The sequence below is a fragment of the Streptomyces daliensis genome, from assembly GCF_054782395.1.
Map to the genome: position 1 here is coordinate 56247 of NZ_BAAGSO010000125.1, position 21899 is coordinate 78145.

21 protein-coding genes are annotated in these 21899 nt (G+C 71.7%); 13 read left to right on the forward strand and 8 right to left on the reverse strand.

Going from position 1 to position 21899, the window contains the following annotated elements:
* The first annotated feature begins 206 nt into the window (after positions 1-206).
* The 5 genes from ACYVOO_RS36145 to ACYVOO_RS36165 all read left to right on the forward strand — a co-directional run bounded on the left by ACYVOO_RS36145 (position 207) and on the right by ACYVOO_RS36165 (position 5237).
* Positions 207-1049: a nitrilase-related carbon-nitrogen hydrolase gene (locus tag ACYVOO_RS36145; protein ID WP_461019962.1), complete on the forward strand. Its 843-nt coding sequence runs from the start codon at positions 207-209 to the stop codon at positions 1047-1049.
* Positions 1049-2389 carry an aspartate aminotransferase family protein gene (locus ACYVOO_RS36150; protein WP_461019963.1) on the forward strand — a complete coding sequence of 447 codons (1341 nt, stop codon included), beginning with the start codon at positions 1049-1051 and terminating at the stop codon, positions 2387-2389. The genes ACYVOO_RS36145 and ACYVOO_RS36150 overlap by 1 nt, the downstream gene beginning before the upstream one ends.
* 87 nt (positions 2390-2476) lie before the next feature.
* Complete coding sequence (gene hydA, locus ACYVOO_RS36155; protein ID WP_461019964.1) at positions 2477-3880, forward strand: dihydropyrimidinase; 1404 nt, start codon at positions 2477-2479, stop codon at positions 3878-3880.
* Between the two features lie 35 nt (positions 3881-3915).
* Positions 3916-4935, forward strand: coding sequence for a TIGR03842 family LLM class F420-dependent oxidoreductase (locus tag ACYVOO_RS36160; protein ID WP_461019965.1), 1020 nt, complete (start codon positions 3916-3918; stop codon positions 4933-4935).
* Between the two features lie 122 nt (positions 4936-5057).
* The gene (locus ACYVOO_RS36165; protein WP_461019966.1) at positions 5058-5237 is read left to right on the forward strand and encodes a hypothetical protein; all 180 of its coding nucleotides are present in this window, start codon (positions 5058-5060) and stop codon (positions 5235-5237) included.
* On the opposite strand, the gene ACYVOO_RS36170 is transcribed toward ACYVOO_RS36165, so the two are convergent.
* From ACYVOO_RS36170 to tnpA, 3 genes are all read right to left on the reverse strand, one after another.
* The gene (locus tag ACYVOO_RS36170) at positions 5223-6155 is read right to left on the reverse strand and encodes a hypothetical protein (RefSeq protein WP_461019967.1); all 933 of its coding nucleotides are present in this window, start codon (positions 6153-6155) and stop codon (positions 5223-5225) included. The two genes, ACYVOO_RS36165 and ACYVOO_RS36170, sit on opposite strands and share 15 nt — an antisense overlap.
* Positions 6156-6279: 124 nt before the next feature.
* Positions 6280-7041, reverse strand: a complete 762-nt coding sequence (locus tag ACYVOO_RS36175; RefSeq protein WP_461019968.1) for a MerR family transcriptional regulator — start codon at positions 7039-7041, stop codon at positions 6280-6282.
* Positions 7042-7338: 297 nt separating this feature from the next.
* The gene (gene tnpA / locus ACYVOO_RS36180) at positions 7339-7767 is read right to left on the reverse strand and encodes an IS200/IS605 family transposase (protein ID WP_461019969.1); all 429 of its coding nucleotides are present in this window, start codon (positions 7765-7767) and stop codon (positions 7339-7341) included.
* Between the two features lie 49 nt (positions 7768-7816).
* Here tnpA and ACYVOO_RS36185 point away from each other — a divergent pair, with 49 nt between their 5' ends.
* Positions 7817-9031 (forward strand): RNA-guided endonuclease InsQ/TnpB family protein, encoded by a 1215-nt coding sequence (locus ACYVOO_RS36185; RefSeq protein ID WP_461019970.1) that lies wholly within the window; start codon positions 7817-7819, stop codon positions 9029-9031.
* Here ACYVOO_RS36185 and ACYVOO_RS36190 read toward each other — a convergent pair.
* Positions 8990-9523 (reverse strand): GbsR/MarR family transcriptional regulator, encoded by a 534-nt coding sequence (locus tag ACYVOO_RS36190; RefSeq protein ID WP_461019971.1) that lies wholly within the window; start codon positions 9521-9523, stop codon positions 8990-8992. The two genes, ACYVOO_RS36185 and ACYVOO_RS36190, sit on opposite strands and share 42 nt — an antisense overlap.
* A gap of 159 nt (positions 9524-9682) precedes the next feature.
* On the opposite strand from ACYVOO_RS36190, the gene ACYVOO_RS36195 reads away from it, so the two are divergent.
* Positions 9683-11254 carry a GMC family oxidoreductase gene (locus ACYVOO_RS36195; protein ID WP_461019972.1) on the forward strand — a complete coding sequence of 524 codons (1572 nt, stop codon included), beginning with the start codon at positions 9683-9685 and terminating at the stop codon, positions 11252-11254.
* A gap of 66 nt (positions 11255-11320) precedes the next feature.
* Positions 11321-12466, forward strand: a complete 1146-nt coding sequence (locus ACYVOO_RS36200) for a M20 family metallopeptidase (RefSeq protein ID WP_461019973.1) — start codon at positions 11321-11323, stop codon at positions 12464-12466.
* A 12-nt stretch (positions 12467-12478) separates the two neighbouring features.
* Here ACYVOO_RS36200 and ACYVOO_RS36205 read toward each other — a convergent pair whose 3' ends face one another.
* Entirely contained in the window at positions 12479-13612 is a 1134-nt protein-coding gene (locus ACYVOO_RS36205; RefSeq protein ID WP_461019974.1) for an amidinotransferase, read from the reverse strand.
* 385 nt (positions 13613-13997) lie between these two features.
* Here ACYVOO_RS36205 and ACYVOO_RS36210 point away from each other — a divergent pair, with 385 nt between their 5' ends.
* Positions 13998-14654: a class I SAM-dependent methyltransferase gene (locus ACYVOO_RS36210; RefSeq protein ID WP_461019975.1), complete on the forward strand. Its 657-nt coding sequence runs from the start codon at positions 13998-14000 to the stop codon at positions 14652-14654.
* A 109-nt stretch (positions 14655-14763) separates the two neighbouring features.
* Positions 14764-16173, forward strand: a complete 1410-nt coding sequence (locus tag ACYVOO_RS36215) for a cytochrome P450 (RefSeq protein WP_461019976.1) — start codon at positions 14764-14766, stop codon at positions 16171-16173.
* A gap of 52 nt (positions 16174-16225) precedes the next feature.
* On the opposite strand, the gene ACYVOO_RS36220 is transcribed toward ACYVOO_RS36215, so the two are convergent.
* Positions 16226-17281, reverse strand: coding sequence for a lipoate--protein ligase family protein (locus ACYVOO_RS36220; RefSeq protein WP_461020069.1), 1056 nt, complete (start codon positions 17279-17281; stop codon positions 16226-16228).
* Between the two features lie 82 nt (positions 17282-17363).
* On the reverse strand, positions 17364-17795 hold the full coding sequence (locus tag ACYVOO_RS36225) for a DUF6233 domain-containing protein (protein ID WP_461019977.1): 432 nt from the start codon (positions 17793-17795) through the stop codon (positions 17364-17366).
* Positions 17796-18002: 207 nt separating this feature from the next.
* On the opposite strand from ACYVOO_RS36225, the gene ACYVOO_RS36230 reads away from it, so the two are divergent.
* Both ACYVOO_RS36230 and ACYVOO_RS36235 read left to right on the forward strand, forming a co-directional pair.
* Complete coding sequence (locus tag ACYVOO_RS36230; protein WP_461019978.1) at positions 18003-18737, forward strand: dienelactone hydrolase family protein; 735 nt, start codon at positions 18003-18005, stop codon at positions 18735-18737.
* A gap of 194 nt (positions 18738-18931) precedes the next feature.
* A complete protein-coding gene (locus ACYVOO_RS36235; protein ID WP_461019979.1) occupies positions 18932-19339 on the forward strand; it encodes a PPOX class F420-dependent oxidoreductase in 408 nt (135 codons plus the stop codon).
* Between the two features lie 120 nt (positions 19340-19459).
* On the opposite strand, the gene ACYVOO_RS36240 is transcribed toward ACYVOO_RS36235, so the two are convergent.
* On the reverse strand, positions 19460-20242 hold the full coding sequence (locus ACYVOO_RS36240; protein ID WP_461020070.1) for a 3-oxoacyl-ACP reductase family protein: 783 nt from the start codon (positions 20240-20242) through the stop codon (positions 19460-19462).
* Between the two features lie 273 nt (positions 20243-20515).
* Between ACYVOO_RS36240 and ACYVOO_RS36245 the strand changes: the two genes are divergently transcribed.
* The gene (locus ACYVOO_RS36245) at positions 20516-21298 is read left to right on the forward strand and encodes a B3/B4 domain-containing protein (protein WP_461019980.1); all 783 of its coding nucleotides are present in this window, start codon (positions 20516-20518) and stop codon (positions 21296-21298) included.
* Positions 21299-21899: the final 601 nt, after the last annotated feature.

Consider the following 21899-nt stretch of genomic DNA (forward strand, 5'->3'; position numbering starts at 1 on the left):
AGCTCGCGGACTTACCCGTAGTAACCCGTCGGTAGGTTACGTACGGGTAACGAAGCGCTGTGAGGAGCACCCCTCGGCGGAAACGAGATCGATCCGGCGACGTTACGCCGATGGTCTTGCCACGGTGCGTGACGGGATTTACGGTCACATCCTCACGTGGATCTACGCGTGTCGCACAGGTAGCCGCCCCCGTGAAGGAGCCGCTCATGCCCGACGTCGTACGTGCCGCACTGGTGCAGGCCACCTGGACGGGCGACACCGAGTCGATGATCGCGAAGCACGAGGAGCACGCCCGCGAGGCGGCCCGCCAGGGCGCGCGGATCATCGGCTTCCAGGAAGTCTTCAACGCCCCGTACTTCTGCCAGGTACAGGACCCCGAGCACTACAAGTGGGCGGAACCCGTGCCCGACGGGCCGACGGTGCGGCGGATGAGCGAACTGGCCCGGGAGACCGGGATGGTGCTGGTCGTCCCCGTCTTCGAGGTCGAGCAGTCGGGGTTCTACTACAACACCGCTGCCGTCATCGACGCGGACGGCACGGTGCTCGGCACGTACCGCAAGCATCACATCCCCCAGGTCAAGGGCTTCTGGGAGAAGTTCTACTTCAAGCCGGGGAACCTGGGCTGGCCCGTCTTCGAGACCGCCGTCGGCAAGGTCGGCGTCTACATCTGCTACGACCGCCACTTCCCCGAGGGCTGGCGCGAACTCGGCCTCGCCGGCGCCCAGATCGTCTACAACCCCTCCGCCACCTCGCGCGGCCTCTCCGCCTACCTCTGGCAGCTGGAGCAGCCGGCCGCCGCAGTCGCCAACGAGTACTTCGTCGCCGCCATCAACCGCGTCGGCGCCGAGGAGTACGGCGACAACGACTTCTACGGCACCAGCTACTTCGTCGATCCACGCGGCCAGTTCGTCGGCGACGTCGCCAGCGACAAGGAGGAGGAACTCGTCGTCCGCGATCTCGACCTCGCCCTGATCGACGAGGTGCGCCAGCAGTGGGCCTTCTACCGCGACCGGCGGCCCGACGCGTACGGAGGGCTGGTGCACCCCTGATGAGCGGCGCGCGGAGCGAGCACCACGACCCTGGCGAGCTGCTGGAGCGGCACCGCGCTGTGCTGCCCGACTGGCTCGCCCTCTACTACCAGCGGCCCATCGAGATCACCCACGGCGAGGGCCGCCACGTCTGGGACGCCGAGGGCAACCGCTATCTCGACTTCTTCGGCGGCATCCTCACCACCATGACCGCGCACGCGCTGCCCGAGGTCACCAAGGCGGTCGCCGAGCAGGCCGCGCGTATCCTGCACACCTCCACCCTCTATCTCGACCGCCCCATGGTGGAGCTGGCCGAACGGATCGCGTGCCTCTCCGGAATCCCGGACGCGCGCGTCTTCTTCACCACCTCAGGCACCGAGGCGAACGACACCGCCCTGATGCTGGCCACCGCCTACCGTGGCTCCAATCAGATCCTGGCCATGCGCAACAGCTACCACGGCCGCTCCTTCTCCGCCGTCGGCATCACGGGCAACCGCGCCTGGTCCCCGACCAGCCTCTCGCCGCTCCAGACGCTGTACGTGCACGGCTCGGTCCGCACCCGGGGCCCGTTCGCCGGGCTCGACGACGCCGCGTTCACCGCCGCCTGCGTCGAGGACCTGGAGGACGTGCTCGGGCAGGCCAGATGCGGGGTGGCCGCGCTGATCGCGGAGCCCGTGCAGGGGGTCGGCGGCTTCACCTCGCCGCCCGACGGCCTGTTCGGCGCGTTCCGCGAGGTGCTGCAACGGCACGGCATCCTCTGGATCAGCGACGAGGTGCAGACGGGCTGGGGCAGGACGGGCGACCACTTCTGGGGCTGGCAGGCACACGCGCAGGCGGGCCCGCCGGACATCCTCACCTTCGCCAAGGGGCTGGGCAACGGCATGTCGATCGGCGGGGTCGTCGCCCGCGCCGAGGTCATGAACTGCCTCGACGCCAACTCCCTCTCCACCTTCGGCGGCAGCCCCGTCACCATGGCCGCCGGCAACGCGAACCTCGCGTACGCGCTGGAGCACGACCTCCAGGGCAACGCGCGCCGCGTGGGCGGCCTGCTGCTGGAGCGGCTGCGGGCGGTCGCGGCGGGGCTCGGGATCGTACGGGAGGTGCGCGGCCGTGGCCTGATGACCGGGCTCGAACTCGTCCTCCCCGGCACGGACACACCCTCGCCCGAGGCCGCCTCCCTCGCCCTCGAAGCGGCCCGCGAGGGCGGGCTGCTCATAGGCAAGGGCGGCGGCCACTCCACGGCCAGCGTGCTGCGGATCGCGCCGCCGCTGACCCTCACGGTGGCCGAGGCGGAAGAGGGCGCGGCCATCCTCGGGCACGCCCTGCGCGCGGCGGAGCTGGACCTGTCCACGGCGCGGTGACCCCGGCTGTGCCCGGATACGTCGCGCGGCGGAAGGCAGGGGCGCTGTGCCCCGTACGGACACGAAGGCACGAAGGGACGTAACGGAATGACGCGTACGCGGACAGCGATCCGGGGCGGGCTCGTGATCACGGCCGCCGACGAACTGCACGCGGACGTCCTCATCGAGGACGGCCGCATCGCCGCGCTCGCCGCACACGGCAGCGACGCCGCCGCGTGGGAGACGGAGCGGAGCCTCGACGCCACGGGCAAGTACGTCATCCCGGGCGGCGTGGACGCGCACACCCACATGGACTTCCCGTTCGGCGGGACCTTCTCCTCCGACGACTTCGCGACGGGCACGAAGGCGGCGGCCTGGGGCGGCACCACCACCATCGTCGACTTCGCCGTGCAGACCAAGGGCCACCCGCTCCGTGAGGGGCTGGACCACTGGCACGCGAAGGCCGACGCGCAGTGCTCCGTCGACTACGCCTTCCACATGATCCTCTCCGACGTGAACGAGGGCACGCTGAAGGAGATGGACCTGCTGGTGGAGGAGGGCATCACCTCCTTCAAGCTGTTCATGGCCTACCCCGGCGTGTTCTACAGCGACGACGGCCAGATCCTCCGCGCCATGCAGCGCACCGCCGCCAACGGCGGGCTGATCATGATGCACGCGGAGAACGGCATCGCCATCGACGTCCTCGTGGAACAGGCACTCGCCGCGGGCCGCACGGACCCGCGCCACCACGGCGAGGTCCGCAGGGCCCTGCTGGAGGCCGAGGCCACGCACCGGGCCATCCAGTTGGCGCGGGTGGCGGGTTCGCCGCTGTACGTCGTGCACGTCTCGGCCGAGGAGGCCGTCGCCGAGCTGTCCCAGGCCAGGCGGCTGGGCCTGCCCGTCTTCGGTGAGACCTGCCCGCAGTACCTCTTCCTGTCGACGGACAACCTCGCCGAGCCGGACTTCGAGGGCGCCAAGTACGTGTGCTCGACGCCGCTGCGCCCGCGCGAGCACCAGGCCGCGCTGTGGCGTGGCCTGCGGACCAACGACCTCCAGGTGGTCTCCACCGACCACTGCCCGTTCTGCTTCAGCGGCCAGAAGGAGCTGGGGCGCGGCGACTTCTCGAAGATCCCCAACGGGATGCCCGGCGTCGAGCACCGCATGGACCTGCTCCACCAGGCGGTGCTGGAGGGGCACATCGGCAGGCGCCGCTGGATCGAGATCGCGTGCGCGACCCCGGCGCGGATGTTCGGCCTCTACCCGAAGAAGGGCACCATCGCGCCCGGCGCCGACGCCGACGTCGTCATCTACGACCCGCACGCCGAGCAGACGCTGTCGGCCGATACGCACCACATGAACGTCGACTACTCCGCCTACGAGGGCAAGCGGATCACCGGGCAGGTCGAGACGGTGCTCTCGCGCGGCGAGACCGTCATCGACCGCCGCACCTACACGGGGCGCGCGGGGCACGGCCAGTACGTGCCGCGCGGAACCTGTCAGCTCCTGGGCTGAGGACTCAAGGACCCAAGGACTCAAGGGGGACCACCATGGACTTCGGACTCGTGCTCCAGACCGACCCGCCAGGGGCGAGGACCGTCGGCCTGATGCGCCGCGCGGAGCGCAACGGCTTCCGCTACGGCTGGACCTTCGACTCGGCGGTGCTGTGGCAGGAGCCGTACGTCATCCACAGCCGCATCCTGGAGCACACCGAGAAGCTCGTCGTCGGCCCCATGGTGACGAACCCGGGCACCAGGGCGTGGGAGGTCACCGCCTCCACCTTCGCCACGCTCAACGAGATGTACGGCAACCGCACCGTGTGCGGCATCGGGCGCGGCGACTCCGCGATGCGCGTGGCGGGGCGCAAGCCGAACACGCTGGCCACCCTGGGGCAGGCCATGCGGGTCATCCGCGATCTCGCCGAGGGCAGGGAGACCGAGCTGGACGGCACCACCCTGCGCATCCCCTGGGTACGCGACGGGCGGCTGCCCGTCTGGATGGCCGCCTACGGGCCCAGGGCGCTGGCCCTCGCGGGCGCGGAGGCGGACGGCTTCATCCTCCAGCTGGCCGACCCCTACCTCACCGAATGGATGGTCAAGGCGGTGCGCGACGCGGCGGCCGACGCGGGCCGCGACCCCGCCGAGGTCGCCATCTGCGTCGCCGCGCCCGCCTACGTCTGCGACGACACCCCCGAGGCACTGGCCCACGCCCGCGAGCAGTGCCGCTGGTTCGGCGGCATGGTCGGCAACCACGTCGCGGATCTCGTCACGCGCTACGGCGAGCACTCGGACCTGGTGCCCGACGCGCTCACCTCCTACATCAAGGCCCGCCAGGGCTACGACTACGCACACCACGGCCGCACGGGGAACCCGGACACGGCCTTCGTGCCCGACGAGATCGTGGACCGCTTCTGCCTCGTCGGCCCGGTCTCCGCGCACATCGAGCGGCTGCGCAGGCTGCGGGAGCTGGGCGTGGACCAGTTCGCGCTGTACGCGATGCACGACGCGGTGGAGGCGGTGATCGACGCATACGGCACGGACGTCGTTCCGGTGCTGGAAGCCGACGCCTGACGAGGAGTCAACTCACGGGATACGGGCTGGAGTTGGGGCAGGCGCGCCCGTACACTCGTCGCCAGTGCTGCCCGGCCACGGAGGCCGGTGCTCCCTAGCGGGGGGAGAAAGGTGCGTGCCCGATGGGCATCGTGCTGATATCGGCGGTCGCTTCCGCCCTCTACGCCGGAACCGTCTCGTTCCTGGCCCTCACGGCGACCTTCGCACGGCGGGGGGAACTGCGACGAGAGGCCCGTTCCACACTCGCGGTCATCGTCCCGGGACGCGCGGTGGAGCCGCAGCAGGAGTCAGTCAGCCCGTGACCCCGGCCCCTCGGCAGGGGCGTGCAGCGCGGCCCGCGCCGCCCTCGCGAAGGCGCGGGCCGCGTCGCGTACGGGCGCGAGCAGTGCCCGTACATGCGTTGCCGGATCTTCCTCGGGCCACTGCGTCGCCGCCCAGTACAGCCGCCACACGTCGTCCTCCGCGAGCGCGCCCGTGGTGAGCGCCGTGCGCATGGAGCCCTCGGCCGCCCGGTCCAGCGCGGCGTGCAGCGCGGCCACCAACTCGTCGGAGGGCGGCTCCTCGGCGTCCTCTCCGGGGCCCGGCCTCGTCCGGAACGCGAACGGGTCGTCGGGGCGCCGCCACAGCTCCCGCGCCCTGCCGCGCCAGCCCTCGGGCAGGCGCCGCGACGCCGACTGGACGGCGCGGAGGTCGCGCTCGATGGCCAGGCCCAGCTCCATGGCGCCGGGGGCGGGGGACTCGACGAGCGCGGACACCTTGCCCCACGCGAGCAGGAGGCTCGCGTAGCCGCTGCCGCGCTCGCGGACCGCGATGGCCTCGTTCACCACGCGTGCGCCCAGCGCGGCCAGTTCCTCGGGCCCTTCGAGTTCGAGGTCGGCGTGCGCGGCACGCGCCTTGTCGAAAGCGCGCAGATACGGCTCGGTCTCGGACGAGGGATCCATGACGTAGGTGTGCACCGCGTCGGCGAGCGTGTGCGCGCTGCGCAGGAACGCGGCGTACACGGGGCGCCTGGCGGCGAGGGCCTGCCCGGCCGTCGCGGCCCTGACCTGCTCGCGGGCCGAGTCGAGCGCCGCACGGTAGGCGGCGACCGCCTGGGCCTGCTGCGCCGCCGCCTGCTTCTCGCTCGCCCGCGCCGTGGTGCGCGCGGCGAGCAGGGTGGCCCCGCTGCCGAGGCAGAGGCCGAGGAGACCGGCGACCGCGCCGATGAGGTCGGAGGACATGCCCCGATCATCCCGCCCGCGCCGTACTCCCGGGCGGGAACGCCCTGTTCCGGTGGGCGGTGCCGACGCGGGTGCCGGGGGTGCCGCCGGGGGTGCGCGGTCCCCGACGGCGTGCGCGCGCCGGTCAGCTCAGCCGGGTGTCGGCGTAGACGAACATCGCGTCGCGCTGATAGACCGCGAGACCGTCGGCGATCTTGTCGTAGTTCGCGCGGATGGTGGGGTCGTCGACGTAGGTCTGCCCCAGCCCCTTGTACGCGGTCGCGTCCGGGGTCCAGTACCGGCAGATGCCCTGGTAGTGGTCGTCCAGCTCGGCCTGCACGGCGGGATCGGTGACGGGCTTGCCCGCCACCATGAACTCCGCGAAGCGGACCAACTGCGCCGTCACCTCCCGCTGCCACCGCTCCTGGTCCTCGACGGTCATCGCCTCGACGGCCTGCCGGGACTCCTCCCACGCCCGTGGCCACCGCTCGCGCACCTCGGCCTCGCCGGGGTAGGGCTCGAAGCCCTCGAACAGGTTCTCCGGCCTGTTGATCTTCGCCATGTCGTTGTCGTCCCTGCTTTCCTCCAGTTCGGCGATGGTGCGGCCGACCGTGCGCACGAGCGTGTCCAGCCGGTTCCGTTCCGCCAGCAGCCGTTGGTGGTGCTCACGGAGCACCGCCACCTCGTCGGCCCGACGCTCCAGAACCGTCCGGATCTCCCGCAGCCCCAGGCCCAGTTCCCGCATCAGCAGGATCTGCTGCAAGCGCAGCAGCTCCGCCTCCTCGTAGTAGCGGTGCCCGCTGCTCGCGGTCCGCGCGGGCGGCAGCAGGCCGATGTCGTCGTAGTGCCGCAGTGTCCGTGACGTCACCCCGGACATCCGGGCCACGTCGGCGATCGACCATGCCATGGTCCGCCTCCCCTCGCCGGGCCGGTCTTTCCAGCCACACGGAGGACCGTAGAAGTTGACGTTACGGAAACCGCAAGCCCGAACCGGGACCGGTGTCGGCCGTCGGGGGAGGGGTCCGCGTCCCGGCCGTCTCCCGCGTGGCCGCGTACTCCGACAGCAGCGGTTCGCGACCCGCTTCCCCATCCCTCTTCTTCGGAGGGTATCCCCGCCTTCAGGCGGGGAGGGATTCCGGTCCTGAGCCCTGCGGCGCGGAGCGCCGCAGCGTCGCTTCAGGATGCTCCCTGGAGAAAGCCGTTCTCAGTCCGGCCGCTTCTGGTTCTCGATGTAGTCCTTGACCACTTGGAGTGGTGCCTCGCCGCAGCTTCCGGCGAAGTAGGAGCCGGACCAGAACCGGCCGTGCAGGACCGCTGGGTCCACTCGGCCGGTGGACTCCTGCCGCAGTCGGCGCGAGGACACGCCCTTGAGGGAGTTGACCAGGTTCGAGAGGGCGACCTTCGGCGGGTAGTGCACCAGCAGGTGCACGTGGTCCTCCCCGCCGTTGAACTCGGTCAGGTCGGCCTCGAAGTCGTCGCAGACCTTTCGCATGATCTCTTCGCAGCGCGTCAGCATCTCGTCGTTGAAGACGGTGCCCCGGTGCCTGGTGACGAAAACCAAATGTGCGTGCAGGCGGTGAACGACGTGACGGCCGCGCCGTACACCGGGGTCTGGTTCCCAGCGAGGTGACATAAACCAATGATAGAGCCGGGGCCGAACCGGCCTGGAGGGGGTGGGCTGAATGATCCGTGCGTACAAGTTCCTCATGCGGCCCACCGTCCGTCAGGACCAGGCCCTCTCCGAGATGCTGCGGGATCACTGCTCGCTCTACAACGGCGCGTTACAGGAACGCCGGGGCGCCTACCGGCACAGCTCGAAGACGAGCATCACGTACGGCATGCAGTCCGCACAGCTCAAGGAGATCCGGGCATTCGACCCGGAACGTCAGGGCCGCTGGTCCTTCTCCAGCCAGCAGGCGACACTTCGCCGTCTCGACAAGGCATTCGCCGCGTTCTTCCGCCGCATCAAGACCGGCGAGACGCCCGGATACCCGCGCTTTCGCGGGGTGAACCGGTTCGACACGGTGGACTTCCCCAAGGACGGCGACGGATGCCGCTGGGACAGCACGCCGCACGATCCGGTCACCCGCGTCCGCTTCCAGGGCGTTGGACACGTCAAGGTCAACCAGCACCGGCCGGTGACCGGCAAGGTCAAGACCCTCAGCGTCAAGCGCGAGGGCAAGCGCTGGTATGTGGTACTGACAGCGGAGCAGGCACAGCCCGAGCCACTGCCGAAGACTGGCAGCGTCATCGGCATCGACGTGGGCATCGCCAACTTCCTCGCCGACTCGAACGGCAACTTCGTGCCCAGCCCGCGTCACGGCCGGAAGGCCGCCGCGAAGCTCGAAGCCGCGCAACAGGCCCTGTCCCGGTTCCCGCGCCGCAAGGCCAGGGACCGTGGCGCCAACCACCAGTGCGCTGTGGAGAAGGTCGCGGGGCTGCACGGGAAGGTCCGTCGGCAGCGGCTTGACCACGCGCACAAGACCGCCCTCACGCTGGTCCGCGCGCATGATGTCATCGCGCGCGAAGACCTCAAGATCCGCAACATGAGCAAGGCCCCCGCGCCGAAGCCCGATCCCGGCAAGCCGGGCGCGTTCCTGCCCAACGGGGCCGCATCCAAGGCCGGGCTCAACCGCTCGATCGCTGATGCCGGATGGGGGGTGTTCCTGACGATCCTGCACGCCAAGGCTGAAAGCGCCGGACGGGAAGTGATCGCCGTGGACCCCCGCAACACCTCTCGGCGGTGCCCCGCATGCGGGCACACCACCAAGGAGAACCGGCCCGCACAGGAGAAGTTCCACTGCCAGGCGTGTGGCCACACGGCACACGCCGACACGGTCGGAGCTGTCAACGTTCTACGGGCCGGGCTGGTCCGTCGCGACGCCAACCCGGCGTAACGAGAAGCCACCCCGTCTACGGGATGGAGGAGTCACGAAGTGGTAGTACGCGCGCATCTCGTCCAGCCGCTCCCGCCGCTCCCGCCGCACCGCCGACATCCCGGCGCCCCGCTCGCGCGCGTCGTCGGCCAGGTCGCGCAGGCGCGCCGTCGAGGCGACGACGTGTTGGAGGCACCCGGCCCACGCGTCGTCCCGCCAGCGGTAGACGAAGTGCCGCTGGCCCGCCTCCTTGGAGCGCTCCACCGTGCCGTGGGCGATGAGCAGCCGGGTGATCTCGGAGACCGATCCCTTGCTCGCGCCGGGGGCGTCCTGGAGCTGGGCCAGGGTCATGGGGCGCTCGCTCAGCATCAGCAGCCCCGCCGCCCGGCCCGCCATCCGTGGCCAGCCCATCGCCCGCCCGATGTGCAGGCCGAACTCCTCGACGAGCGCGTCGTGGACGTCGGCGTCCTCGGTCTCGGCCTCGGTCTCGACGTCCTCGGCCTCCTGGGACACGGGAGCCTCCGAGAAATCAGTTGAATCTGAACGTTCAGTCTTGACTGAATGTACGCCTCGGCGGAAAGTACCAGGCCAAAGCCCCGGAAGACTCCGCAGATCCGATCAGGGACTCGCCTCGCTGCCGGGCCCGGTCACCCTATGGCTGGAGAGCAAGGAATGACGAGCATCGGCTGGGACCTCATCGTGGTGGGCGCCGGATCCGCCGGTGCCGCGCTCGCGGCGCGTTCCGCGGCGAAGGGGAAGCGGGTCCTGCTGCTCGAAGCGGGCCCCGACTACCGCTCGGCTGGCATGCACGAGGCGTGGCGCTCGCCGAACCCGGCGGTCGCGCTGCTGGATCCGACGGCGGCTGCCGGACTGCTCTGGGAGGACCTGAACTCCTCGCGTACGGACGCGCAGCCCCAGGCCCCGTACTGGCGCGGGCGCGGAGCCGGGGGCAGTTCGTCGGTCAACGGGCAGATAGCGATCCGGCCCCCGATGGCGGACTTCGAGGACTGGGCAGGACAGGGCTGCGCCGGATGGTCGCCCGAGGAAGTGCTGCCGTACTTCGCGAAGCTGGAGGACGACGAGGAGTTCGGCGACGAGCCGTACCACGGCCGCGGTGGTCCGACGCCCGTCCACCGGATGCCGCGCCGCGCGTGGGGCGGGGTCGACGCGGCGCTGGCCGAGGCCGCTCTCGCCGCCGGGCACGCCTGGGCCCCCGACGTCAACGCGCCCGGCGCCACCGGCGTCTCGCCGTACCCGATCAACTCGCGCGACGGTCGCCGGGTGTCGGTCAACGACGCCTACCTGGAGCCCGCACGGGACCTGAGCACCCTCACCGTCAGGGGAGACGCGCTGGTCGACCGGGTGCTGTTCGAGGGGAACAGGGCGGTCGGGGTCAGGGTGGTGGCGGCCGGGGGACAGGTGGTGACCGAGCACGCGGAGACGGTCGTCCTCAGCGCCGGTGTCATCCACTCCCCGGCGATCCTCATGCGCTCGGGCATCGGCCCCGCCGACGACCTGCGCGCGCTCGGCATCGACGTGCGCCACGCGCTTCCGGTGGGGCGGGGGATGCAGGACCATCCGATGGCGATGGTGTCCGTCCCGCTGACGGAGCGCGCTGCCATCACCTCGCCGCACGACCGGCACACCAACGTCTGCGTCCGCTGGACCAGCGCCCCCGGAGCCCCGCACAACGACCTGATGTTCGTGTCCCTCAACCAGAACGTGCTGGCCATGGCCACCGCCTCCACCAGCACCGCCTCGGGCGCGTACGGCGTCTGGCTGAACCTGAACCACTCGCGCGGCACGCTGACGCTGACGTCGGCCGATCCCGTCGCACAGCCGCTGGTGCGGCAGCGGATGCTGTCCGACGAGCGCGACCGCGCCCTGCTGCGCCAGGGCGTGCGGGCGCTGGCCGAGCTGGCGCTGCGGCCGGAGACCGGGGCCATCGCGCAGGGACCGGGGTCGGTCGAGAAGGCGAACGAGGCGCTGTTCTCCGCGCTGGAGAGCGACGACCGTCTCGACGCGCACCTGCTGGCCACGGTCATGGACGCGCAGCACGGCACCAGCACCTGCCGGATGGGCGCGGCCGGAGCGCCGGACACGGTCGTGGACGACGAGTGCCGGGTCCTCGGCTTCGACGGGCTGCGCGTCGTCGACGCCTCCGTGTTCCCGTCCGTGCCCCGCGCCAACACCAACCTGGCCACGATCATGGCGGGCGAGCTGATGGCGGACCGCATCGCCTGACCGCCGCACATCCACCGCGCCAGCCACCACCCCACCACCCCACCACCCACCGGGAAGGGACCCCAGATGCCGACGGACCCCAAGCGCGAGATCGAGCGCCGGATCAGGGGCGCGGAAGCGGCCCTGGTGGCCCTGTCCCACCGCGTCCACGGCCACCCGGAACTGGCCTTCGAGGAGGTCAGGGCCAGCGCCTGGGTCGCGGAGGAGCTGAGCGGCGCAGGGTTCGACGTCGAGCACGGCTGCTACGGGCTCCCCACAGCCGTCCGCGCCCGCGTGGGCTCGGGTCCTGTGCACGTCGCCGTCTGCGCTGAGTACGACGCGCTGCCGGACATCGGCCACGCCTGCGGGCACAACGTCATCGCCGCCGCGGCGGTCGGCGCGGGCCTCGGGCTCGCCGCGCTCGCCGACGACCTCGGCCTCACCGTCACGGTGCTCGGGACACCGGCCGAGGAGGGCGGCGGCGGCAAGGTCCTGATGCTGGAGCGCGGCGCCTTCGACGGGCTGGACGCCGCGATGATGGTGCACCCGGCCGCCGTCGAGATGGCGGCCATGCCCGGCTCGGCCGTCTCCCGTTTCGACGTGACCTACCGAGGCACCCCCGCGCACGCGGGCGCCTACCCCGAGCGCGGGGTCAACGCGGCCGACGCCATGACCGTCGCGCAGGTGGCCATCGGGCTGCTGCGGCAGCAGACCACGGGTACCGACCGCATCCAGGGCATCGTCACCGAGGCGGGCAGCGCGTCGAACGTCATCCCGGACGTCAGCCGGGGCCACTGGAACGTCCGCACCGAGACCCTTGAGGCGCTCGCACCGCTCATGGAGCGGGTACGGCGCTGCTTCGAGGCCGGGGCCCTCGCCACCGGCTGCGAACTCTCGACGGTCCCGGCCGGGCCCGACTACGCCGACATGCGCCCCGACCCCGCGCTGCTGGCGCTGTACCGGGCCAACGCCGAGGCCCTGGGGCGGAGCTTCCCCGAGCTGCCGGGCGGCGCGGCCGTCGGGGCCGCCACCGACATGGGCAATGTCTCCCACGCCGTGCCCGCCATCCACCCCATGCTGGGCCTCGACTGCGCGCCCGCCGTCAACCACCAGCCCGAGTTCACGGCCGCGTGCGTGACCCCGGCCGCCGACCGGGCCGTCGTCGAGGGCGCCCTCGCGATGGCGTGGACGGCCGCCGACCTCGCCGACGGCCGTCAGGGGAGCGACGGTTGAGCCGCCGACAGTTCAGGCGAAATAGGATTCGAGCGTGCCGCGCCGTCTGACGTCGAGCGTCGCGCAGTGGAACGAGCCGCCGAAGGGCGCGTAGTGCAGCAGATCGCACGGGATCGGCTCGAAGCCCCATTTCTCCAGCGCGCGCAGCATGCCGGTGTGGTGCCGCTCCGCGATCACCTGTTTCTCGTCGACCATGAGCACGTTCATGCTGAGCCACTTGCCGCACATCGACGTCGTCCTGAGCAGGCGTTCCTGGATCGGCTCGGGCTCGGGCGCGGTCAGGATGTCCCACGAGTCCAGGACGGCGGGCAGCCGGTCGACGTCGACGTACTCGGGATTGATCAGCGCCTTGCCGGGTGCGAGGGGGAGGAACGTCGTGTCGATGTGCATGGGCGTACGGCAGCGGCTCTCGATCTCGTGGATGCGGTAGCCGGGCCCGAGATGGCGGCGCAGCCACTCGATTCCCATGCCGTTGGTGACATTGCTCCGCGTGACGAAGAGATCGCGTCCGGCGCGGACGAAATCCGCCGCGTCAAAGACCGGTTCGAACTCCGTGAGGATGTGGCGCACGGGCTCGCCGGGCTCCGGGAGGGAGAAATCCGGGTCGAACAGCGCGTCGGTGAGCTGCGGTCTGGGCGCCGCCGTCCAGCGTGCCCCGCGCCGGAAATAGTCCTTGAGGATCTCGCGATAGGAGTGGGTCTCGAAATACCGGCACGGCCACGCCATCGGGGTCTCGATGATCTCGTCGCCGATCACGAGCATGCTGTCCCGTGGGCAGGTGTTGCAGAATCCCCGCGACGACCAGTCGGGGGTCTTGAAGCTCCGCGAGTGATCGACCGCGTCCGGGCGGGTGACGGTGACGCCGAGGGAGCGCAGCAGCTCGATGAACTGGTCGAGTTCGCGCTGCGCGGGCTCGATCAGCCTGCGCGGATACTTGTGACCTGCGGCGAGTCCCTGCAAGCGCGCGGCCCACGGCGGGATGTTGCTGGCCACGACGGGGTGGTCGGAGGGAATCGTCGCGCCTTCCAGACGTCCGACGATGATCTCTTCCAGCGGATCCCACTCGTTGTGCGAAGAGACGGGTGAGGCGGGCGGAGCAAACGTCTCCGCGGCATCGTCCCCCGATACCGAGGGATCCGACGTCACGTGAAAACCCCGTGCGCGGAATCGGAACCGGAATCAGAACCGGGGCCGAGGCCGGGGCCGGGTGCTTCACCGGCTGTCACTGTCGGAATGCCGGGACTCCGTTCCGTCACCCTGCCCACCCGCTTCCGGATCAAGAATCCATAATTCATGACTCGCCGAAGGGAACAGTCGGCCGAATTCACCACTCGGCTCAGGGTAATTCAACCGGGTCACGCGTCAATGACCGTAACGCCCCGACCAGCTCGTGGGTACCACGAATGGACCGCCCCACGCGCCTTCCCACGCGCCTTCCCACACGCTTTCCCGCGCGGAGCTGTCGCCTCCGCCCGGCGGGGGACGCGATGCTGGGACCGTCGGAGGCAGCGGCACGACGCCGGGGGGCGCGATGGGACACGGCACCGAAGACACTGAAGGGGACGAGGCGCGCATCCGCGGGATCTGGGAGCGCCAGGCGCCGCACTACGACAGCGCGACGCGCCTCTACGACCGCTACATCGTCCGCGACGGCCGCCGCTGGGTCGCCTCCCGGGCCCGTGGACGCGTCCTGGAAGTCGCCGTCGGCACCGGGCTGAGCCTCCCCGACTACCCCGAGGGCACCGACCTCACCGGAGTGGACCTCTCACCTGCGATGCTGGCACGCGCCCGTCGGCGGGCCGCCGAAACGGGGACGAAGGTCACCCTCACCGAAGCCTCCGCCACCGAACTGCCCTTCCCCGCCGCCGCCTTCGACACCGTGGTCTGCGCCCTCGCCCTGTGCTGCATCCCCGACGACCGCGCCGCCCTCGCCGAGATGCACCGGGTGCTGAGACCGGACGGCACGCTGCTGCTCCTGGACCACGTCGTCAGCGGCAACTTCGCCGTCCGGGCCGGGCAGCGCCTCCTCGACCCGGTCATGGTCCGACGCGTCGGCGACCACCAGATGCGGCGCCCGCTGCACCTGCTGCGCGGGGCCGGGTTCGCCGTGACCGCCCGTGAGCGCTACTGCCTCGGCGTGATCGAACGCCTCTCGGCGGTCAAGGACGGTGCCGGACCGCTCCGCTGACGCTGACGCCGCCACCCGACGTTTCGGCACGCCCGGACCGGCCACCCGCCCGGTGCCCCAAAGCGACCCTGACGACCCCGACGACCCGACGACAGAGCAGGTGAGGTGCGTGAACACACGGACGACGGAGACGGCCGAGGCACCCCGGAACCCGAACGCTCATGGACCGCTGCCCACGCTGAGCCCGGGGGAGACGGCGGCCGTCGTGGGCGACGTGCTGCTGCCGGTGCTGGCGGGCGGCGTCGTCGTGCGGCGCCCGCGGATGATGTCGCTCGTCGAGCGGACGGGCTGGGACCGGCGCGGCATCGAGAAGGCCCGCGCCCTGCGCAACCGGTACGGCCCCGACCCGCTGCCGTTCTCCGTGCGCGGCCACCGGTACGCGCTCGTGCTGGAACCCGAGGACGCGCACCGGGTGCTGTCCGAGACCCCCGAGACGTTCACACCCGCGACGCCGGAGAAGCGGGGAGCACTGGCACAGTTCCAGCCGCACGGCCTCCTCATCTCGGACTCAGGCGAGCGCGCAGCGCGCAGAAGCCTCGCCGAGGACGTCCTCGACACGCCGCAGCCCCTGCACCGCATGGCCGAACCGCTGACGGCGACCGTGCGGGAGGAGGCCCGGCGCCTGCTGGCCGGGAGCGAACGTACGGGCCGGCTCACCTGGGACGACTTCAACGCGGCCTGGTGGCGCACCGTACGCCGGATCGTGCTCGGCGACGCGGCACGCGACGACGAGACCCTCACAGCGCAGCTCCAGCGGCTACGGGCCGCAGCCAACTGGTCCGTGCTCAGCCCTCGGCGCAAGGAGCTGCGCACGGCGTTCCTCCGACGCGTGCGGTCGTACGTCGAGACCGCCGCCGCACCCGGATCCCAGGGGGAGACGGGCGGCCTCGCCTCGCTCGTGGCCCGTACCCCCGCCGCGGAAGGTGTCGATCCGGCGGGGCAGATCCCGCACTGGCTGTTCGCCTACGACGCCGCCGGCATGGCGACCATGCGCGCGCTCGCGCTGCTCGCCACCCACCCCGAGCAGGCGACCGCTGCCCGCGAGGAGGCCCGGGCCCACGACCTCGCGGGCCCGCGGGAGCTGCCGTATCTGCGCGGCTGCGCGCTGGAGTCCGTACGGCTGTGGCCGACCACCCCGCTCATCCTCCGGGAGAGCAACCAGGAGACCACGTGGCGGGGCGGCACCGTCCCGGCACACACCACGTTCGCCCTCTACACCCCCTACCTGCACCGTGGGGAGCCCGCGAAGTCGTACGGCGACAGCTTCGCGCCGCACCTCTGGACCGAGGAGACCGCCCACGAGGCGCGCGCCAACCCGGCGCTGCTGCCCTTCAGCTCGGGTGCGGCCGGGTGCCCGGGGGAGAACCTCGTGCTGCTCACCACCAGCACCTTCCTGGAGGAACTGCTCTCGCACCACGCCTACACCCTGGCCTCCCACCCGGAGCTGCGCCCCACGGCCCCGGTCCCCGCCACGCTCGACCACTTCGCGCTGCGCTTCCGCGTGCACCGCGACGGCTGACGGGCGCGGGCTGACGGGCGACGGCTGACAGGGGGCGCCGGGCCCCCGGGGTTCACGGCACGCGTGCCGTCCACTCCTCGCTGGTGAACTTGGTGCGGGCGAGTTCCCGGGCGCGTGCCATCTCCTCGTCCGTCACGGAGCCGATCGCCAGGCCGTAGCGGGCGCGGAACGAGCCGATCATGCGGTCGATGACCTCGGCGCGGGGCAGCCCCGTCTGGCGGCGCAGCGGGTCCACGCGCTTCTTGGCGCTCTTGGTGCCCTTGTCCGACATCTTCTCCTTGCCGATGCGGAGCACGTCCAGCATCTTGTCGGCGTCGATGTCGTAGGACATGGTCACGTGGTGCAGAACGGCGCCGCTGCCCGAGGCGAGGCGCTTCTGGGCCGCGCCCGCGATCTTGCCGTCCTTGGAGGCGATGTCGTTGAGGGGCTGGTACCACGCCTTGATCCCCATGTCGGCGAGCGCGGTGAGGACCCAGTCGTCGAGGTAGGCGTAGCTGTCGGCGAAGGACAACCCGTGGACGAGCGCGTCCGGGACGCTGAGCGAGTACGTGATGGTGTTGCCGGGCTCCACGAACATCGCGCCCCCGCCGCTGACCCGGCGCACCACGGAGACGCCGTGGCGGCGGGCGCCCTCCGGGTCCACCTCGTTGCTCAGGGACTGGAAGCTGCCGATGATCACGGCGGGCGACGCCCACTCCCACACCCGCAGCGTCGGCGGACGCCGCCCCGCCGCGACCTCCTCCGTCAGCACCTGGTCCAGTGCCATGTGCAGCTCGGGCGGCTGAGGCGCCTCGTGGACGAGCTGCCAGTCGTAGTCCGTCCAGTCGGTGGCCTCGGCGACCGCGCGGCGTACCGCGATGCCCACCGCGCCCGCCGAGAAGCCGAACATCACCGTGCCCTCGGGGAGCGTGGCCTCGACGCGGGCCGCGAGCTGGGCCGCGTCCGCGTCGGCGGGCGCGCCCTCCAGCGCCTGGTCGATGGCGTGCAGCGCCTCGTCGGGTTCCAGGAAGAAGTCACCGGCGACGCGCACGTCGCGCAGGACACCGCCCCGGACGTCGCAGTCGACGACGACGAGCTTGCCGCCTGGAACCTTGTACTCGCCGTGCACGGCCACCGCTCCTCTTGCGCTCATCCCGTACGGGTCCGTCGACCCGTACGAAATGAGCCTAATGCGGGCGCCCGCGCGACGGTCACCCGGCCGTGCCGCGCCGGGCCGGTGTGGGCGTCGGCGCCGGTGCCGGCGTCTCGCGCAGCGCCTCACGCGGGCGGCACGCGGGGCACAGCTCGATGATCGGCTCGTGGAGCGCGAGCAGGGCCTCGTCGTGGCTGACGGGGTGCCCGTCGGTGATCCAGCAGTCGTCGAGGTGGAGCGTGGCCCGCCCCTCGGGCACGCGCATGGGCTGGAGCCGGAAGCGGGGCTCTTCGGCGTCGGCACCGGCGTCGGTACCGGCACCGGTTCCAGTGCGGGCGTCGGGATCGGTCGCCGCGCGTTCGATCGCGCTGCCGACCTTCTCGGCCTGGAGCCGCAGATAGGTGCCGATCGTCTCGTGCTCGGCGAGCCGGTGCTGAAGCCAGTCCGCGATGGCGTGGAGGCGGGGCAGATCAGGCGGCAGCTCGGACATGTGTTCGAGTGTACGAGGTGGCGGGGTCTCCGCAAGAATCCGTTGGCGAACCAGGGCGACCGCTGCTACGTTTCCAGCGGCCGTGCCGGAGAACGAGGAGGTGGTACCCGTGAACGTATCGACATGGGTGCTCCCCTCCGGGGTCACGGTCGGGCGATAGGTCGTCGTCCGGGAGTGCCGTTCTGTGCACTCCCGAAAGGCACGACCATGCATTTCACTTCTGAACAGCGCCTCGACGACGGTGTGCTGGAGCGCGAATTCACCCTCGGCGAGGTCCCCGGCATCCTGTGGACTCCTGAAGCCGCGTCCGCGCCGGTATCGCCGATCCTGCTCGGCCCCCCTCCCGTCGGGCTGCGCAAGGCGTACCCCCGGCTGGTGGGACGGGCCCGGCACGCCGCGGCGGACGGCTTCGCCACGGCCACCATCGAACTCCCCGGAAACGGCGACCGGCCCCGTCTGCCCGGCACCGAGCAGGCCGTCGCCGACCTGCGCCGGGCCATGGCGGCCGGCGAGCCGGTCAGTGACGAGATCATCGACGCCCTCGTCCTCCCCCTGGTCGACAAGGCGGTCCCGGAATGGCGGACCGCCCTGGACGCCCTCCTGTCGCTGCCTGAGATCGGCGGCCCGGTCGGCTACTCGGGGGGAGTGATCTCCATCGGCACCCGGCTGGCGGTGGTCGAGCCGCGCATCTCGGCCGCCGTTCTGTTCGCCGGAAGTTTCATCCCTCGCGTCATATTCGAGGAGGCCCGCCAGGTGACCGTTCCGCTGCACGTCCTGCTGCAATGGGACGACGAGGGCAACGACCGGCAGGCCGCCCTCGATCTGTTCCACGCCTTCGGCTCCAGGGAGAAGACCCTGCACGCCAACATGGGCGGACACACCGGCGTCCCTCAGCACGCGGGGGAGGCGGCGGGCCGGTTCCTCGCCCGGCACCTCAGGTGAGACCGGGCCGTCAGGTCACCGGCAGCACACGGTAGGCGCTGTCGGCTCGGCCAGGATGCTGCTCATCGGGACAACAGGCCCCGCCCGTCGTCGAGGTACTTCCGCGCGCGGAAATTCCTCGCGGCGGCGGGGCGTTGGGGAGGGTGCGGCCCTACGGCGCCGCGTACCTCCACCTCACACGAAGGGCTCCGACCGTGGCGGCTGGTCTCTCGGACGATCTGAAGAAGTACCTCGACGACTCGCGGGCCTTCGCGACGGTGGCGACGCTCCTGCCCGACGGGCGTCCCCATCTCACCGTCGTGTGGATCGTGCGCGACGGCGACGACCTGCTGTTCTCCACGACGGTCGACCGGGTGCAGGGGAAGAACGTCGCGCGCGATCCCCGGGTGACCGTGCTGGTCAACCCGCCCGAGAACCCGTACACCTATGCCGAGGTCCGGGGCACGGCCACCGTCACGCCGGACACCTCCGGCGAACTGCTGAACAGGCTGGCCCACAAGTACACAGGCCAGGACTACGCCACGTTCAACCCGGCCTCGAAGGACGACGGCGAGCGGATCGTCGTGCGCGTCACCCCGGACAAGGTCACCGGCAGGTTCTGACCGGCGCTTTTACGGGGCGGGGTGCGGTCCGGGTGGTCCGGGTGGTCCGGGTGGTCCGGGTGGTCCGGCGGGGCGGGGGAGCCCCGCCCCGCCACTCCCGCCCCGCCCCCGCCGAAGGCGTCAGGCCGCGAAGCCGCCGTCCACCGCGAGTGAGGCGCCGGTGATGTACCGGCCGCCGTCACCCGCGAGGTGGGCCACGGTGGCGGCGATCTCGTCGGCGGTGCCGTAGCGGCCGAGCGCCGTGAACCCGGCCTGCGTCTCGGCGCCCTCGCCGTCGGCGGGGTTCATGTCGGTGTCGACGGGACCCGGCGTGATCACGTTGACCGTGATGCCGCGCGGCCCCAGCTCCCGCGCGAGCGCCTTCGTCATGCCGGTGACGGCCGCCTTGCTGGTGGCGTACAGCGACATCCCCGGGAAGGCGACGCGCTCCGCGACGCAGCTCCCGACACTGATGACGCGCCCGCCCTCGGCGAGGTGCGGCACCGCCGCCTGGGTGGTGAGGTACGGCGCCCTCACGTTGACGGACAGCACCCGGTCCAGGTCCTCCAGCGGCACCGACTCGACGGGGCCGACGGCGCCCGTGCCCGCGTTGTTGACGAGGATGTCGAGCCGCCCGAACTCGGCGACCGCGTCCTCCACGGCGGCCCGTACGGCCGCCGCGTCCGTGCTCTCGGCGCGCAGCGCGAGGGCTCTGCTGCCGAGGGCCTTGACGCGGGCGACGATGTCGGCCGCCTTCGCGGCGTTCGTCGCGTACGTGAGGGCGACGTCGGCGCCCTCCTCGGCGAGCCGGAGCGCGGTGGCGGCGCCGATGCCACGGCTGCCGCCGGTCACCAGCGCGACCTTGCCGCGCAGCGGACGGGCGGCCTCGACGACGGAGGTGGCGGGGGTCCGGTCGGTGTTCATGGTCTGCTCGCTCTCCTCGGTGCCGGGGCGCGGGCCGCGCCCGGTCACGTCGTCGATCCTTGTCGGGCGGGACGGGGGGATCCGGCGGGATTCGGACGTGGCGTTGGGAGAGGAGCGGGAGTCGGGCGCCGCGGCTCGCGCTTGTCGTGAATAGTGCACCAGCTGGTACATTGCATTGGCCTGTCCGGGTCCCGAGCAGTATCCGGGGACCCGGCGGCAGGGAGACACGAGAAGCGCGGCAGGCGCCACAGGCGCGGGAAGAGGCGGACGGACATGGCGACAGAGCCGGAGACGCGGAACGGGCCGTCGGCCGGAACCGGAACCGGAACCGGGGCCGGTGACGGGGCCGGTGACGGGACCGGTGTGCGGGACACCGAGAACTGGCTCGCGGCGGCCTCCATCAGCCCCGAGGTGGCCGAGCTGCGCCCGGACTACCGCGCGCTGCTCATCACCGTCGAGGGCCTGCGTCCGGGCCCCGGCGACGAGTCCAGCGAGCGCCTGCTCGCCGCCGCAGAGGAGGGCGCAGCCGACCCGGAGAGCCACCCGCACATCGCCGCCTGGCACGAGGCGTTCCGCTCCTTCGGCGCCAAGCCCAAGCGCATCCGGCCCAGCGTGGACGCGCTGCTGCGCCGGGTGCCGGACGGGCTGCCCCGCGTGGACCGGCTCACCGACATCTACAACGCCGTCTCCGTCGCCCACGTGCTCCCGCTCGGCGGCGAGGACCTGGACCACTACACGGGCCCGCTCCGCCTCGTGCGCGCCGACGGCACCGAGTCCTTCGAGGTCACCTCGGGCGGCGAGACGGTGGTGGAGCACCCCAGGGCGGGCGAGGTCGTCTGGCGCGACGACGCCGGGGTCACCTGCCGCCGCTGGAACTGGCGCCAGTGCGTACGCACCCGGCTCACCCACGACACGACCCGCGCCGTCTTCATCCTCGACGCACTCGGCCCGATGGACGACGCGGCGCTGACCGCAGCGGGCGACGCGCTCACCGAGGCGCTCATGGCCACGTCCCCGGACGCCGTCACCGCGTCGCGGCTGCTGCGCGCGTCCTGACGGCGTCTGCTGCTGCGCTGCCATCCCGCCGGCGTAGCCATCGGCGGTCCGGTCCCGGCCTGTACGGGGGTGTTGCGCGGGACGGTTGGCCGGTGTGGTGCGCGCTGTAGGGTCCCGCGCTGATTTTTGTGCCGCAGCACGCCTGGGCGGGATCCCTTGCGCGGGGCGGTTCGCCGTATTCCGGGTGCGGCTGTGTGGCTTCGGCGCGGCGTGTGGTTGCGGTGTGTCGCGGCTTGCGCCGCGTGATTCGTGGTGCCCGACGGTGGCCGTGTGGGGTGCGTGGGTGCGGGGTGTCCGGTGCCGCGCCGGGGTGTCTCCTCGGCGTGAAGCTTTCGTTTTCGGCTTTCCGCCGTCGTTCGTCTCGACCTGCGGGGACACCCCACCGCGTCCCCGTCCCGTCGGTGGCCCGCTTCCGCCCGGGGTGCGCCAATGTCCCCCCCCTTCGCGGGGTGCGCCTCCTTGCCATGCGGCGGCACGAAAACCAGCGCGGGACCTGCGGTCCCTCCTTCACGGGGCAACCCGTCCCGCGCAACTCCCCCTGTCGGGGGTGCGCAGTCCCGGGGTGCCCCTTTGGGGTTTCGTTTGCGTGCTGCGGGCCGGT